6 protein-coding genes and 2 pseudogenes are annotated in these 15,230 nt (G+C 52.1%); 7 read left to right on the top strand and 1 reads right to left on the bottom strand.

The features are described from left to right. From motA to ACG74X_RS15415, 3 genes and pseudogenes are all read left to right on the top strand, one after another. The gene (gene motA, locus ACG74X_RS15405; RefSeq protein WP_411235990.1) at positions 1 to 867 is read left to right on the top strand and encodes a flagellar motor stator protein MotA; all 867 of its coding nucleotides are present in this window, start codon (positions 1 to 3) and stop codon (positions 865 to 867) included. After that, positions 848 to 2,662, top strand: coding sequence for a hypothetical protein (locus ACG74X_RS15410; RefSeq protein WP_411235991.1), 1,815 nt, complete (start codon positions 848 to 850; stop codon positions 2,660 to 2,662). Before motA ends, ACG74X_RS15410 begins: the two co-directional genes overlap by 20 nt. 811 nt (positions 2,663 to 3,473) lie before the next feature. Then, positions 3,474 to 3,728: pseudogene (locus tag ACG74X_RS15415) on the top strand (transposase); the annotation flags it as partial. A gap of 241 nt (positions 3,729 to 3,969) precedes the next feature. Here the strand turns inward: ACG74X_RS15415 and ACG74X_RS15420 are convergent. Then, positions 3,970 to 5,019, bottom strand: coding sequence for an IS110 family transposase (locus tag ACG74X_RS15420; RefSeq protein WP_411235992.1), 1,050 nt, complete (start codon positions 5,017 to 5,019; stop codon positions 3,970 to 3,972). A 66-nt stretch (positions 5,020 to 5,085) separates the two neighbouring features. Here ACG74X_RS15420 and ACG74X_RS15425 point away from each other — a divergent pair. From ACG74X_RS15425 to ACG74X_RS15440, 4 genes and pseudogenes are all read left to right on the top strand, one after another. Next, positions 5,086 to 5,580 (top strand): annotated as a pseudogene (locus tag ACG74X_RS15425) (IS3 family transposase); the annotation flags it as partial. Between the two features lie 833 nt (positions 5,581 to 6,413). Beyond that, a complete protein-coding gene (locus ACG74X_RS15430) occupies positions 6,414 to 7,286 on the top strand; it encodes a glycosyltransferase (RefSeq protein WP_411235993.1) in 873 nt (290 codons plus the stop codon). A gap of 11 nt (positions 7,287 to 7,297) precedes the next feature. Next, a complete protein-coding gene (locus tag ACG74X_RS15435; protein WP_411235994.1) occupies positions 7,298 to 8,644 on the top strand; it encodes an oligosaccharide flippase family protein in 1,347 nt (448 codons plus the stop codon). A gap of 107 nt (positions 8,645 to 8,751) precedes the next feature. Next, positions 8,752 to 15,228, top strand: coding sequence for an SDR family NAD(P)-dependent oxidoreductase (locus ACG74X_RS15440; RefSeq protein WP_411235995.1), 6,477 nt, complete (start codon positions 8,752 to 8,754; stop codon positions 15,226 to 15,228). Positions 15,229 to 15,230 lie beyond the last annotated feature (2 nt).

A 15,230-nucleotide genomic window follows, 5' to 3' on the forward strand; every position in this document is an offset into this window, starting at 1 on the left:
ATGATTGCCGTAATTGGGATTGCATTTACATTTTTTATGGTTTTTGGCGGCTACTTATTAGCAGGTGGGAAGCTTGGAATAATCCTAAAATCCTTACCTTTTGAGATAATGATGATCGGTGGTGCAGCTTTAGGATCCTTTGCGGTGGCAAATTCAACAAACTCTTTCAGACAAACGGGAAAAGACGTTCTCAAGGTCTTTAAGGGAGGTCAATGGAAAAAAGAGGATTACGAGCGTTTGCTTCAGGTGCTATATTTATTGCTTATGTCTGCAAAATCTAATCCAATTATTCTTGAGCGGCATATAGAAAGCCCGCTCGATTCAAATATTTTTCAAAAATTTCCAAAACTACTAGGAGATCAAGCAGCAATCGACTCAATATGCGACACTCTTCGCTCAGGGTCAATGAATTATAGCGATCCAAATCAAGTAGAAGAGCTCCTTGACCGTAAAATTGAAGAAATAAAACACCATCGCCTGGCATCAGTTCATGGTTTGCAATCAATTGCAGACGGCCTGCCTGCGCTTGGTATTGTCGCAGCAGTTCTAGGTGTGATAAAAACTATGGGATCAATTGATCAACCTCCCGAAGTTTTGGGTAAGCTTATCGGAGGGGCGCTAGTTGGAACTTTTTTAGGTGTATTTTTAGCGTACTGTCTTGTGGCTCCTTTTGCAGCGAAGGTAAAAGCAGTCGTTGATGAAGACATGAGTTTTTATTTGGCTATCAAAGAGGTTTTATTATCTTATTTTCATAAACATCCGCCAAAGATGTGTGTGGAGGTCGCAAGGCAAAATATTCCTCATAGTTTGCGCCCGTCATTTTCTAAGGTTGAGGAAGTGCTGAAGAATGCAAAAGTCGATAGTTAAAATATTTGTTAAAATCACATTTATTGTTTTTACATGTAGTAAAGTTGCCGCAATGAGTGGAGTTGCGCGTAGTGAGGAGTTTAATAACTTTACGCGGATCACTGTAGCGACCAATGAGGTCGTTGAGGGTGTGTCGGTCAAACAGCTTGAGTCGAAGATTTTTGTTATCGAAGTAAATAATAAGTTGGTGGATATTGATATTCGAAGTATGTTTGCGGAGCAATCGGCAAAACGCGTAAGCAATTTATTTCTACGCAATGGAAATTTAGTTTTAGAACTCAATTGTAAGTGTGAGCTCTTCGCGTATATGCTTAACCAGGATGCAATTGTCTTGGATATAAGTAATAGAGTTGAAAGTAGTTCATTTTTAAGCTCTAATCAAGGACGCAAGACTAATGTTGGATTAGCATACAATTTTAAAGATAATTCATTCGTAAGCTCCGAGTCTATTCGGCAAATTGCCGCTAGTATTTCTATGTGGTTAATGAAGGTACCCTTAAACAATAGAAATGCTTCAATTTCAAAGGGGCTTATAGCTGATTATCAGTCGGTCAGCTTTATTGGTAATTTACCATACTTTAAGGATAATTCTAATATTAATAGAATAAATAAATGTAAATTTGAAACTGCTTTATGGCAAGATATGATTAAAAATCCATCTTTAGGGCAAAGAGTCGAATATCATGACGGATATGATAGCATTCTTGAAGATAGTTACGAGGAGTTATTTGTTAGGCAGTACATGTTAAAAGGGCGCTTTGAGGAGATCTTGTTATATTTAGAAATACAAGAACAGAAATCTTCTTACCACCAAGAAGTGAAGAGGCTGATTTACAATATTTTAGATCGACAGTCTTTTCTTGAGAAAGGTGGTAGTCAGTCGTGTTCGCCAATAAGCTCCTTTGTCACGGCTGTGCATGGATCTGTTAAACAAGATTTTGTCACAGATATCGAGATGTTGACTTTAATTGAGAATTTTTTTAAGTTTCCCATCGGATGGCAATTATATCTATACCCTAAGCTCGTTAAGGTTGGTGAGGTTAATAAGAAACCAACATTTGCTTCTCTTGAGCGACAAAGACAAGCTGAGCTATCATTACCAAATTTATTTGGCGACATATCCTATGGTGAAGATCAACAGGTATTAAATAATATTTCTTCTGATCAGTTAAATGCGGTATCAAATGAGTTATTGGGCACCGTACATTATGACAAAAGCTTTGCCGTCACTTTTAAATCTTATCTAACTTCCGGGCGGTATTTTGATGCATTGGCGTTTCTAGAAGGATGGGAGGGGCTTAATTTAGACAAAAAAGTAATACTAATTAATCAGTTTTTTGAACATATTACTTCGTATGCTGAGGTGTCGGTATTCCTGCATATTGTTGTTGAAGAGTTCCCGCTGGCTGGTGAGGATGTATCAAGTGAGGTAAAGCGACAAATATACGCTAGATTAGTGACCGATGGTTTTACAGCAGCTGCCAGCAATTTCGCTCAAATGTTCCTCGATTCCGATGTTAATCCTACTTCGTCATTTGAGGGGTCAGGTAACTTAACTAAGAGTATTTCTACTGTTACGGCCGAAAACCCAATCGCTGTTGAAGAGTCGCTTGAACAGATGACATCGTTGAGAACGCCGAGTGAAGTTACGGCAATAAATGAATCGTCTGTTGTATTGGAGAGCGCTGATCGAATTGATATTCCTCAATCGGATCTTGATATATCAGTAGAGATTGCCAAAGAGATTATTGGTCATGCAGGGGAAGCACGGGACAGGATTCGGGATCAATTTTAAATACATAATTGGTCAATTATCGTTTTGTAATTTATATTCAATATTTATGACTTTTTTCTCGCCCTCGAGGTTTCCGACGAGCGCGCTTTTGCGCGAAAGAGCTATATAATAATGTTATCATATGACATTAATAGATGATGGAAACTTAATGTTAGTCTAGCGTTTTCAGGTCCATCAGGCGTTGCGTGGAGGTTTGGAGCGGGAAGATGGGCATGCGTGGGCAATACATCCGGGGCTAGACCTGTCACTAGAATGATGTCCATTTGATGTGCGGAGTGCTGTCGCGCGTTGGCCTGCACATTTTTGTCTTGGTGGTTCCGAAATTAACAGTGCCAACTTCGTGCGTGAGAGAAAGGGGCATTCGACGCTCAGACGTGAACGGGAATTTCCCGAACGCGCAGGCGCTACCAAGCCTCAAGGGTTTGGGGTCACGAGTATTTCGCAAAAAACCATCTGTACCATAAATGAAAATGTCAAACCTCATTTCATTGAAAGCGCAATACAGGTTTTATCGGCACTGTCTGTTAATGCTTCGGCAGAGGTCGTTCGACAAATCTTAACAATTGAGTTAAGTGGATTTTCCGCTGTCAATCTGGCAGCGTGGCCGCGACGTTGGAGCGAATATGACAAGACGACCCAGCCAGAGCTACAGACCAGTCTTTAAGGTGAAGGTCGCATTGGCGGTGGTGAAGGGCGACAGAACGACGAGCGAACTGGCCGCAGTTTGATCCGCATGCCAACCAGACTGACCTGCTCCCCTGAAATGTCCTGGAATTTTGGTTAGCCTGTTCTCCAACTGAGGAGACAGACGATGAAGAGAAACCGTTTTAGTGAAGAACAGATCATTGGCATTCTGAAAGAGCACCAGGCTGGGCTTGGCGCAAAGGAGCTGTGCCGCAAGCATGGGATCAGCGACGCGACTTTTTACAAATGGCGATCCAAGTGTAGCGGCATGGAAGTGTCGGATGCGCGGCGTTTGAAGACGCTGGAATCTGAGAACGCTAAACTGAAGAAGATGCTGGCTGAGCAGATGATGGATGTTGCGACGCTCAAGGAGATGCTCGGAATAATGTATGGTCCGCCCCGCGGTTGCAAGTTGTTTGATGACGTCTTTGGCTTGCGTAAATGTATCCGGCCTCTGATCAGTGGCTGATTTTGCCAGCTAGGCCTTGATGAGATCCGCACCTCAGGTTCCAAATTACTAGCTCCGGGATCATGTCCCTCTTTTTTGCGCGTAGCTTACCCGTGGTCGATCAGCCGTTTGGTCATCACATCCCCTGCAATCGGTCTGCGGTTGAGGTGTCAGATCATGCTGCCGCCCCCTCCGTCCGCAGGTAGTTCTCGCCGGGCTTCGTCAGAATGGCCCATGCGATCCGGGTGAGTTTGTTCGCCAAAGCGACAATGGCTTTATTGCGATGCGTCCGATCTTCGAGTGCGCTGAGCCATCGACCTAGCGCGTGTGTCTCGCGGTGGAGGTGCAAGAAACAGGACCTTGCGCCACGGATGAGAAGTCGTCTGACATATCCGTTCCCACGTTTGCTGATGCCAAGCAGGTTTTGATTGCCGCCCGATGAGTGTTCAGCTGGAACGAGGCCAAGCCATGCCGCCATGTCTCGCGCCTTCCTGAACTGCTTGCCATCTCCAGCCGCTGCAACAAGTGCGGTCGCGCCGAGTGGTCCGATGCCGGGGATTGTGAGTAGGCGTTTGATCGTCTCGTCGCTATGTGCGATGGCTTCAATCTCTTTGGACAACTCCGCGATACGCCGCTCCAGGTGATCGAGATCGTCCAACAAACTCGTGAGCAAAGTGCGCATTGCGCCGGACAGATCATTCTCTTCATTCGCAAGATGACGGCGGATGTCTGAATGAAAGCCACCGGCACCGGTGCGCATCGCCAAACCGCACTCGATGCAAAACGCGCGTGCTTGGTTCATGAGACCCGTCCGATTGCGCACAAGGCGATCCCGGATACGATGCAATGCCTGCAGGTCGACTTGGGCATCTGAGCGCACTTGTACAAAGCGCATCGTCGGTCGTGTTACTGCCTCTGCAATGGCTTCGGCGTCGATGGTGTCGGACTTGTTGGACTTCACATAGGCCTTCACAAATTTGGCCGGGATAATCCGAGCATCATGAACCAGAGCGATCAGCTTGCGCGCCAACCATTGCGATCCAGCACAGGCCTCCATGCCAACGAGCACTGGGTTGGCAGCTTCAAAGAAACGAAGCAACGTCTCCCGCGCAAACTTCGCGCGCTGTATTGGTTGTCCAGCAGCATCCATTGCGACGACGTGAAAGACCTTCTTGCCAATGTCGATACCATAGGCTGCCGCGTCAGGGTTTGGTTTTGTGCGCATCCGTAAGTCCTCCTTTGATCAATGCACTGAGTGTGGAGTCTGGATGCGGGGCGGACTATCCCATTACTTCTGAGGCCTGGTTCAAGGAGGAATGCTGTGAACTGGGCCATGAAGACCAAGGGTTACAATCAACGCCGCGCCTGTGCGTTGGCCGGGATCGATCCGCGTGTCTATCGACGGACGTCGAAGCGTCCGGCAGACACCGCGTTACGCGCCAGGATGAAGGAGCTGGCGTCCGAGAGGCGTCGGTTCGGTTATCGCCGCCTGCACATGCTGCTGAAGCGGGAAGGCTGGCCCATCTCGCCAGATTTGCTTTGCAAATCGCCTGCCGGGCAACGGGTGAACTGGAAGAAACTGTATCGGCTCTACCGCGAAGAAGGGTTAACCGTTCGCAAACGTGGCGGTCGCAAGCGCGCGGTTGGCACCAGAACGCCCATGGCAATCCCACAGGGACCGAACCAGAGGTGGTCCCTCGCCTGCATGTCGGATGCGCTGGAAGACGGGCGTCGGTTCAGGGTGTTGAACGTGATTGATGACTTTAGCCGGGACTGTCTGGCCGCTTTCGAGCCTCGACGGGCTCGTGGGAGTATCACCAACGGTCAAGAGAGGACCAAACCCTGAACAGAGCTAACCAAAATTCCAGGACATTTCAGAAGAGCAGGTCAAGACCAAGCATTTGAAAGACCAATCGCTCGAAGACGTATCCGATGGTTTCGGTGACATGGCGAAGGTGCCGAAAGCCCCAAAGATCGACGTGAAATCGTGCGTCCGAAGGTTGGCCAGCTGACGGTGGAGAATGGTTTTTTGGGAGGTGCGCTCGACAACGCTGGTCTGTTGCCGAGGATAACGAAATGAAAAACCATGATCACAATCTGAACCTGGCACGTCAGGCCGGGTTGCTTTGCATAAGCTGGAGCAGCTTTTATGACACACTGCGTCCGACCAACGCAGCAGCTTTAACCTTCGCGCGCTCGCTTGACCCTTCTTCATCCAATCTCCGACAGCGCCTCCGGCAAAAGTACTGACAAAATCCATCCTCACAAACAGCATGAATCATAAAAACTGCAATATAGAAATTCCAGTGATTCAGATTTTCGAAAGGACGCTTTATATGATCGACATTGACCATGGCGTTATTGTCGATGTCGAAGCAAACAGAGCCATCCGACAGGTATCCGACCTGTATGAAAACGACCGTTCCTAACCAACAGTTATTGAGTTCTGCATGATCATTGGAAGTCATAAGTTTGACAGTGCGATCCGGTGCCCATTTTTGGTTGTGTCAATCAGGGGCGGGCAACCGAGCAAAATCATATCCAGACATCTTTGCCCTTTTGTGTTACCGCCACGTATGACCTAAGACAGGGATGTGTAATCCAAAGACAGCCCCATCCATGTCATTTAAAACCGGTGAAAAGGATCAAGGCGTGTTCCCAACTACGACCGTCCTGATCCCTGCCTCGAATGAAGAGGCATTGATAGGTTCCTGCCTTGAGGCGCTTCTGAGGTCTGAGTGGGATAATTCTTATCCCATTGAAATTATTGTGATTTCGAATGGAAGTACAGATCAAACCGCAACGAGGGCGCTGGAATATAGTCAGTCTTTTTGTGACAGAGGTTGGGCGTTCAAGGTTCTGGAGCGAGCTGAAGGTGGAAAGCTTGGGGCGTTGAATGCCGGTGATCTGATCGCATCCGGCACCTTTCGCGTATATCTCGACGCCGATGTGGTCGTATCGGAGAAACTCCTGATCGAACTGGTAACTGCACTTGATGTGCCGGACGCACGGTATGTGAGTGGGTCACTGACACTCAGCGCGGCAAACACTTGGACGACCCGTGCCTATGGTCGGATTTATGCACAAGTTCCATTCATGACGTCCGGTGTGCCGGGTGCCGGGCTTTTCGCTGTCAATGCGGCAGGGCGGGTGCGGTGGGGCGTCTTCCCAGCAATCATCTCCGACGATACATTTGTGCGGCTAAGCTTTGGACCAGAGGAGCGCGTCGGTGTGGATGCGTCTTATCTGTGGCCTCTCGTCGAAGGCTGGAGCAATCTTGTTCGGGTGCGGCGACGTCAAAACGCGGGTGTGGATGAAATCAGAAGGCTTTATCCTGAATTGATGCTGAATGATGACAAACCTGACTTCCCTTTGATTGATAAAGCCAGATTGGCGTTGAAAGACCCGATTGGATTTGCGGTGTATGCGGGTGTTGCGCTGGCCGTGAAATTCATTCCTGCCAAAACATCCACCTGGAGCAGAGGGCGGTGATTCAGGCGTTGATGTCCCGGTTCCAAGGCGGATCTTTGAACGCGCGCTTCATGCGAAGTTCGATGTTCACCATGGCAGGCTATGTCGCGGCGCAGGTGTTACGGCTTGGATCGAACCTGATCCTGACGCGGTTGCTGTTTCCCGAAGCCTTCGGTCTGATGGCATTGGTTGCCGTCATCCTTCAGGGGTTAGCGATGTTCTCGGACGTTGGCGTCAGCCCGTCGATCATGCAATCCAAACGGGGTGACGATCAGCATTTTCTGGATACAGCCTGGACCATTCAGGTCATCCGCGGAACGCTGTTATGGCTGTTTGCCTGTGCCATCGCATATCCGCTCGCGTATTTCTACGAAGAACCACTGCTTGCTTGGATTATGCCCTTCGCCGGGCTGAACCTGCTTATTTCCGGATTCAATCCGACGCGAATGGACACAGCGAACCGTCATTTGCTTCTTGGTCGGCTGACAGTGCTGGAACTGGTGAGCCAGGCAGCCATGATCGCAATTGCCGTGGGGTTGGCGTGGTATATGGAATCGGTTTGGGCGTTGGTGATCAGTGGTATCGCCTGGGCGTTTATCCAACTGGTCCTTTACAGCGTCTTCCTGCCGGGCACCCGCAATCGGTTCCGGTGGGAGCTTGCCGCAGCACAGGAGCTTATCGGGTTCGGTAAATGGATATTTTTGAGTACAATTTGCGGGTTTCTCTACATGCAGGGAGACAAGCTTTTTTTAAGTAAATTTTTACCGCTGGACCAATTTGGTATCTACAATATCGGCTTCTTTCTGGCGAGTTTCCCGCTTTTGATGGGGGGTGTTCTGACGCGTAAGGTTCTGATCCCGCTATATCGGGAACGACCGCCTGCCGCGAGCGAAGAGAATTTTCGAAAGCTCCAGAAAATGCGGTTTTTGTTGACCGGGGCCATGATTGCCATGACCGGCACCGTGTCTGCAGCGGGGGTTTTGTTGATCAACGTCATGTATGACCCGCGATATGAAATGGCCGGGGCCGTGGTTGTTCTGATCGCCGCGATGCAAATCCCGCAATTGATCGTTTTGACATACGAGCAGGCGGCATTGGCGGCGGGCGATTCCCGCCGCTTCTTTGTGCTGTCTGCAGCGCGAGCCGGTTTCACGCTATCTTTTTTGTACATCGGTCTGATGTATGCTGGGTTAATCGGCGCTTTGATCGGGCAGGGCCTGGCCGGGGTGGCGGCCTATCCGTTTGTGGTTTGGTTGGCTCGCCACGCAGGGGCCTGGGATTCCAAACACGATGCTATCTATGCCGGCGTCGGTGTGCTGGTGATCGCCGCGGCGGTGTGGATAAATGCTGATGCGGTGGCAGAGCTGGCGTTGTTGTAGCAGCGAAAAAGTACGGTCATATATCCAACGCTTAAAGACTGCCTGAGCCGCCAAAGTTTTATCATATTTTTGAGGTATCAGCTGCGATAACATATTAAGGTTCGAGTATGGCTCAGGAAACAACCGCATCGTCTGTGATCGCGGATGGGGACATTGCGATTGTCGGCATGTCTGCGCATTTGCCGGGGTCGTCGACTCTGGCTGCGTACTGGCGCAATCTTCGCGACGGCGTCTCCTCTATCCGAAAGTTAAGCGAGGAAGAGCTGCTCGAAGCGGGCGTCTCTCCGGGTCTCTTGCGGCACAAAGATTATGTGCCATACGCGGCTCGGCTTGAGGGGTACGATCAATTCGATGCAGAGTTTTTCGGCCTGTCGCCCAAAGATGCGGCGATTATGGACCCGCAACATCGCAAATTCCTGGAATGCGCCTGGGAGGCGTTGGAAAACGCAGGTCATATGCCAGAACGTCACGACGGGCGGATCGGCGTGTTCGGCGGCTGTGGCATGGGCAGCTATTTTTACGTGAACCTGTGTTCCAATCCGGATTTGGTCGAAAACACGGGGATGTTCCTGTTGCGCCATACCGGCAATGACAAAGACTTTCTGACGACGCGTGTCAGCCACATCTTCGACCTTGATGGCCCGTCCGTGAACGTGCAAACCGCGTGCTCGACCTCTCTTGTGGCCACCCATTATGCGTGCCAGTCCTTGCTGAATGGCGAATGCGACATGGCCCTTGCCGGAGGTGTGACGATCGAACTGCCGCAGGGGCAGGGATATCTTTACAAGGAAAACGAAATTCTATCGCCGGACGGTCAATGCCACGCCTTTGATCACCGTGCAAAAGGGACGGTGTTTGGCTCTGGTGCCGGGGTGGTGGTGCTGCGCAGAGCGTCGGACGCCCAGTCCGATGGTGATCACATCTGGGCTGTGATCAAGGGAAGCGCGGTCAACAACGACGGCGCGGCCAAAGCAGGGTATCTTGCTCCATCGGTCGAAGGGCAGGCAGATGCCATCGCCGAAGCGCATGCAATGGCGGGGGTGACCTCCGACAGTATCGACTATGTCGAATGCCACGGAACCGGGACGTATCTTGGTGACCCAATCGAAATCGCGGCTTTGACCCAGGCATTCGCAGCGACAAGCGACAGCGCTGGACAGTGCCGGGTTGGATCGGTGAAAACCAATATCGGCCATTTGGATACGGCTGCTGGTGTGGCAAGCCTGATCAAAGCGTCAATGGCCGTTTACAATGAGCAGATACCGCCCAGTCTTGGGTTTGAAAAACCAAACCCGGCCATTGATTTTGACCATTCTCCGTTTCATGTGAATGACCGACTGACCAAATGGCCAAAGTCAGACCATCCCAGACGCGCTGGCGTGAACTCTTTGGGGGTTGGCGGCACCAATGCGCATGTCGTTCTGGAACAAGCGCCCGAGCGCGGCCCCTCGGAGCAAAGCGATTGGCCGTTTCAGATTCTCACCGTCTCGGGACGGAGCAAGGCCGCTTTGGAGGAAAATGCGGCCAAGCTGGCTGCCCATCTTCGTGCCAATACCGATCAACCGCTGGCAGATGTCGCCTGGACCCTAAAGCAAGGGCGTCGCGCGTTTGACAAACGACGCGTGGTGGTTGCCGCTGACCATGCCGAAGCAGCGAGGTTGCTTGAACAGACGCCGGCGCAACGGGTCCATACGCACACGTCCTTGCAACGGCCCGATACCGTCTTTTTGTTTCCGGGCGGCGGCGCGCAATATATCAATATGGGGCGTGATCTTTACGAAACCGAACCCGTATTTGCCGAATGGATGGATCGCGGGCTTGCTTGTCTGGAAACGCTTGAAGATCGCAACATCCGCAGCCTTTGGTTGCCAGACAACGGTGCCGAATTGCAGGCCGCAGAAGCCCTAAGAACACCATCGCTGCAATTGCCGCTGATCATGATCGTGGAATACGCATTGGCGCAGCTATGGATAAGCTGGGGTATTCAACCCGCTGCGGTGGCCGGGCATTCCATGGGTGAAAATACGGCGGCTTGCGTTGCTGGTGTGATGTCTTTCGAGGATTGCATCGGTTTGGTCCATCTTCGCGGCACATTGTTTGACAGCGTTGAACCCGGCGGAATGATCTCTGTTGCATTGTCGGCCGATGATCTGCGCCCGCTTTTGGGAACTGACCTTGATCTTGGGGCCATCAACAGCCCCGGTTTAAGCGTTGCGTCCGGCCCAAGCGCCGATCTAAAGGCGTTGGAAGACGAACTGAGCGCGCGGGACATCGACTTTCAGCGCATTCCAATTGATATTGCTGCCCATTCGCGGATGCTTGATCCGATACTCCCTCAGTTTCGGGCGTATCTTGCCTCGATTGATCTGCACCCGCCACAGATCCCCATAACGTCAAACACAACCGGCGATCTGATGTCCGATGAGCAGGCAACAGACCCGGAGTATTGGGTGTCGCATCTGCGCGGCACCGTCCACTTTGCGCATTGTCTCGACACTCTAAGTGAAACCGCAAACCGGATTTACCTTGAAGTTGGACCCGGCAAAGCGCTGTCCGGTCTCGCGCGACATTGTGACGGCATTGATGGTCAGCAGGTGTTGTCCAGCCTGCGCCACCCGGATGAAGAGATTTCGGACGACCGCTATCTGCTTGAAACCTTGGGCCGCGTTTGGGCTTTGGGAGGTGATTTTGATTGGGATCAGTATTGGGGCGAGGTACAGCGCCACCGTGTCCCTCTGCCAAGCTATGCGTTCCAAAGATCCCGCTATTTTATAGAACCTGGCCATCCGCAAACGCAAAGCGCGACCAACTTTCTCACCCGGATAGAGGCTGTGGAAAACTGGGGCTGGGTTCCCGCGTGGCGTCCGAAATATGCCGATACCGCAATCGACGTGTCAACGGATCTCAAGGCAGCAGACGTTCAAAGCTGGCTTGTGTTCATGGACGATGCGGGGCTGGCGTCAGCCGCCGTTGCGCGACTAAGGGCGGTCGGGCACGCCGTTGTCGAGGTTTGGCCCGGTGACAGTTATGCGCGGCTTGATGACACCACCTATGTTCTTGCACCTGAACGCGGACGAGAAGGGTATGATCTTCTGTTCCGGGACATGCTGGCGCGTGGACTTGTGCCAAGCCGGATTGCACATTTCTGGGGTGTCACCAAAGATCAAAGCCATCGTCCCGGGTCCAGTTTCTTTCACCGGATTCAGGAACATGGCTTTTATTCGCTGATGTTCATCGCCCAGGCAATTGCCGATGAAACACTGCCCAAGCCAACGCATATCGCTGTGTTCACCAATGGGGCCGCTGCGGTCAAAGATGAAGCCGTCGCACACCCCGACAAGGCCGTTCTCGCCGGTCCGGTCCGTGTGATACCGCATGAAATCCCGGGTTTGTCGGTGGCGTCCCTGGATATTGTTCTGCCGGAAAAACCTTCGACCCCGCTTTTGGGCCGTAGAACCGCCGCAGCCGCTTACGCGACGGCCAAGACCGCTTTGGTGGACCAGATCCTTGAAGAACTTGTTGCAGAACCACACACGACGATCGCGGCTCTTCGGGGGGGCAGGCGGTTTGAACAAACCCTGAGAAAGCAACGGCTTGACCCAAAGGCCAAGATGCGCATCAAACCTGAAGGGATCTATCTGATCACAGGCGGGTTCGGCGGGATTGGCCTGACGATTGCGCGCTCTCTTGCCGCACAGAAATGCACCCTGATCCTGACCAGCCGCCGCGCGCTTCCAGATCGGGATATGTGGGACAAGTATGTGCAAAGGCACGCGCCGCAGGACCCGATGGTGAAACGCATTCATGCGGTACAAGAGCTTGAATCGTTCGGCGCGACGGTACACACCTATGCGCTGGACGTGTGCAATCTGACCGACATGAAAGACATGGTCGCCCAGACCCAAACGACATTGGGGCAAATAAACGGGGTGATCCACGCTGCTGGTCTGATGGATGATGCGCTGATTGTGTCGAAAACAACCGCATCGGTCGAACAGGTCTTCTCGGCCAAAATTCACGGAACCAAAGTGCTGGATGACGTATTCCCGGACGGGCAAACAGATTTCATCGCGCTTTTTTCGTCGACATCAACACAAACCGCACCCGCTGGACAGATCGACTATGTGGCGGCGAACGAGTTTTTGAACGCTTTCGCAAGATCCCGCAACGGTGGGACAACGCCGGTGGTGGCGATCAATTGGGGCATCTGGTCCGATGTTGGCATGGCAGCGGATGCGCTTGCAGACCGTATGGGGGACGCCGACCCAGAGCCGTTGTCGGATATTGACCTGCCGCTCTTGCACAAAACCGGCTTTGACCCATCCGGACACCGACTGTTTGAGGCACGATATTCCGCGCAAGACTGGTTTATCGACCAACATCGCACCAAGGGCGGCCATGCATTGTTCCCCGGTGCGGGTTATCTGACGCTCGCGGCGCAGGCGTTGCGTTGTCAGGGCGAAAGCGAAGCATTCGCTATTCGCAACATGACCTTTTTGCGGCCTTTACATGTGGCGGACGAAAATCATCGCGATATCCGGGCCAGGCTCAAACGTCGGGATGATGGATACCACCTCGATGTTCTGGCGGATTGCACGCATTCCGGACGGAACGGGTTTGCTCCGGTGGTCACTGCAAATCTTTCGCTCATTCCCGAAGCACAGCCGGGAAAGCTTGACCTTACCTCCATCCGAAACCGCTGCGGCCCGCCGCAATCTGCGCCGAACGGCGGCAAATTGACTGCCGCCCAGGAAACCCAGTTGGCGTTTGGATCAAGCTGGAAGGTTCTGGACACCTGTGCCTATGGGCAGGGCGAAGGTATCGCGGATCTGTCTGTGAACTCTGAAACACAGGATGCCGCGGATTGGCATTTCCATCCCGCGCTGCTCGACATTGCGACCGGCTGGGCGATGGGGCTGATCGACGGGTATCGCTCTGAAAGACTTTGGGTTCCGGTTTCCTATGCCTCTGTACGCGTGTTCCATCGCTTGCCAGAACGCATTGTCAGTTGGGTCAGGTCGTCGGATGCGAATCGAAATGACGATGCCACCGCATCATTCGACATCACGCTGGCTATGCCGGACGGCACGGTTTGTATGGAAATCGAAGGATTCTCGATCAAACGTCTTGATGATCCGTCAGCGCTGATTGCGCCGTTCAAGGTGACCGGGTCGGAATTCGAACCCGCCGATTTCAGCCGCGCAACCCAACCGTTAACGGCATCTGAAGAGCGGCTTCAGCACAACATGTCTCAGGGTATCCGCCCAGAGGACGGTGCGGTCGCGTTTTGGCGGGCATTGGGGCAGGACAAGTCTCAGATCTTTGTGTCATCGCTTGATATGGACGCGTTGATTGAACAGGTGAAAAGCACAAGCAACGCACCGCCGGATATTCAAACATTTGATCGTCCGCAGTTGGACGCAGATTATGCCGAGCCTGAAACCGAGGTTGAACGCACACTGGCGGACATTTGGCAAGAATTGCTTGGCGTTCAGAACGTGGGCGTCGAAGACAGCTTTTTTGATCTTGGGGGTCATTCGCTGATTGCGGTGCGGTTGTTCGCAAGAATCCGCAAAACCTATAACGTGGATTTTCCGATCTCGATTCTGTTTGAAGCACCGACCATCCGCGCCTGCGCGGCACGAATTCAGGAACAGGCCGGTATTCATGATACACCAGCGGACGCAGGCAAACCGCAACGCAAACAAAGCCGTCGTTTCAAACATCTGGTTGCCATGCATGACGGTGAAGGTGGTCGGCAAACGCCGTTTTTCCTTGTCGCCGGAATGTTCGGAAATGTCCTGAATTTGCGGCATCTTGCGCAACTTATTGGCCGGGACCGTCCATTTTACGGACTTCAGGCCAAAGGGCTGTATGGCGATGAAGCCCCGCACATGACGATCAAGGACGCCGCGCGCGACTATATCGCCGAGATGAAACAGGTTCAGCCCGATGGCCCGTATTTCATCGGCGGGTTTTCCGGGGGCGGCATCACAGCCTATGACATCGCGCAGCAATTGCACGAGATGGGCGACGAGGTCGCATTGATTGTCCTGCTTGACACACCTTTGCCGCTACGCCGGCCTTTGAAAAGAAGGGACCGCCTTCTTATACAGTTGGAAGAAACCCGCAAGAAAGGCCTCGCCTATCCGTTTATCTGGCTGCGGAAGCGGATTGCCTGGGAACTGCAAAAACGCCAAACCGAGGAAACAACCCAAACCGCCCACAGTTTTCACAATGCCGAAATCGAACAGGCGTTTCTGCAAGCTGTGTCAACCTATGCGCTGCGCCCCTGGGATGGTCGGATCGTCTTGTTCCGCCCTCCGCTGATTGGTAAGTGGCGGGTCTCTGGTGGGCGATGGGTGAATCATGAACGTGCCTATCTGTTTGAAGACAATGATTGGGGTCAGCACGCCCCACAGATAGAAGTTTTCGAAGTTCCCGGAGACCACGATAGCATGGTGCTTGAACCCAATGTCCGGGTTCTGGCCAGCCAACTGCGCAATGTGATTTTAACCACCGAAGCGGCGCGCACGGGTAAGGGCAAAATCATTGACTTTCAGGCGACCAAGGCCGCGGAGTAGAC

The organism is Marivita sp. S0852, assembly GCF_046591575.1.
Taxonomy (GTDB): domain Bacteria; phylum Pseudomonadota; class Alphaproteobacteria; order Rhodobacterales; family Rhodobacteraceae; genus Marivita.

Excerpts from the sequence above, each read along its gene's own strand:
- ACG74X_RS15435 (WP_411235994.1), top strand. The coding sequence starts at position 7,298 with ATGTCCCGGTTCCAAGGCGGATCTTTGAACGCGCGCTTCATGCGAAGT.
- motA (WP_411235990.1), top strand. The coding sequence starts at position 1 with ATGATTGCCGTAATTGGGATTGCATTTACATTTTTTATGGTTTTTGGC.
- ACG74X_RS15430 (WP_411235993.1), top strand. The coding sequence starts at position 6,414 with ATGTCATTTAAAACCGGTGAAAAGGATCAAGGCGTGTTCCCAACTACG.
- ACG74X_RS15420 (WP_411235992.1), bottom strand. The coding sequence starts at position 5,019 with ATGCGCACAAAACCAAACCCTGACGCGGCAGCCTATGGTATCGACATT.
- ACG74X_RS15440 (WP_411235995.1), top strand. The coding sequence starts at position 8,752 with ATGGCTCAGGAAACAACCGCATCGTCTGTGATCGCGGATGGGGACATT.
- ACG74X_RS15410 (WP_411235991.1), top strand. The coding sequence starts at position 848 with ATGCAAAAGTCGATAGTTAAAATATTTGTTAAAATCACATTTATTGTT.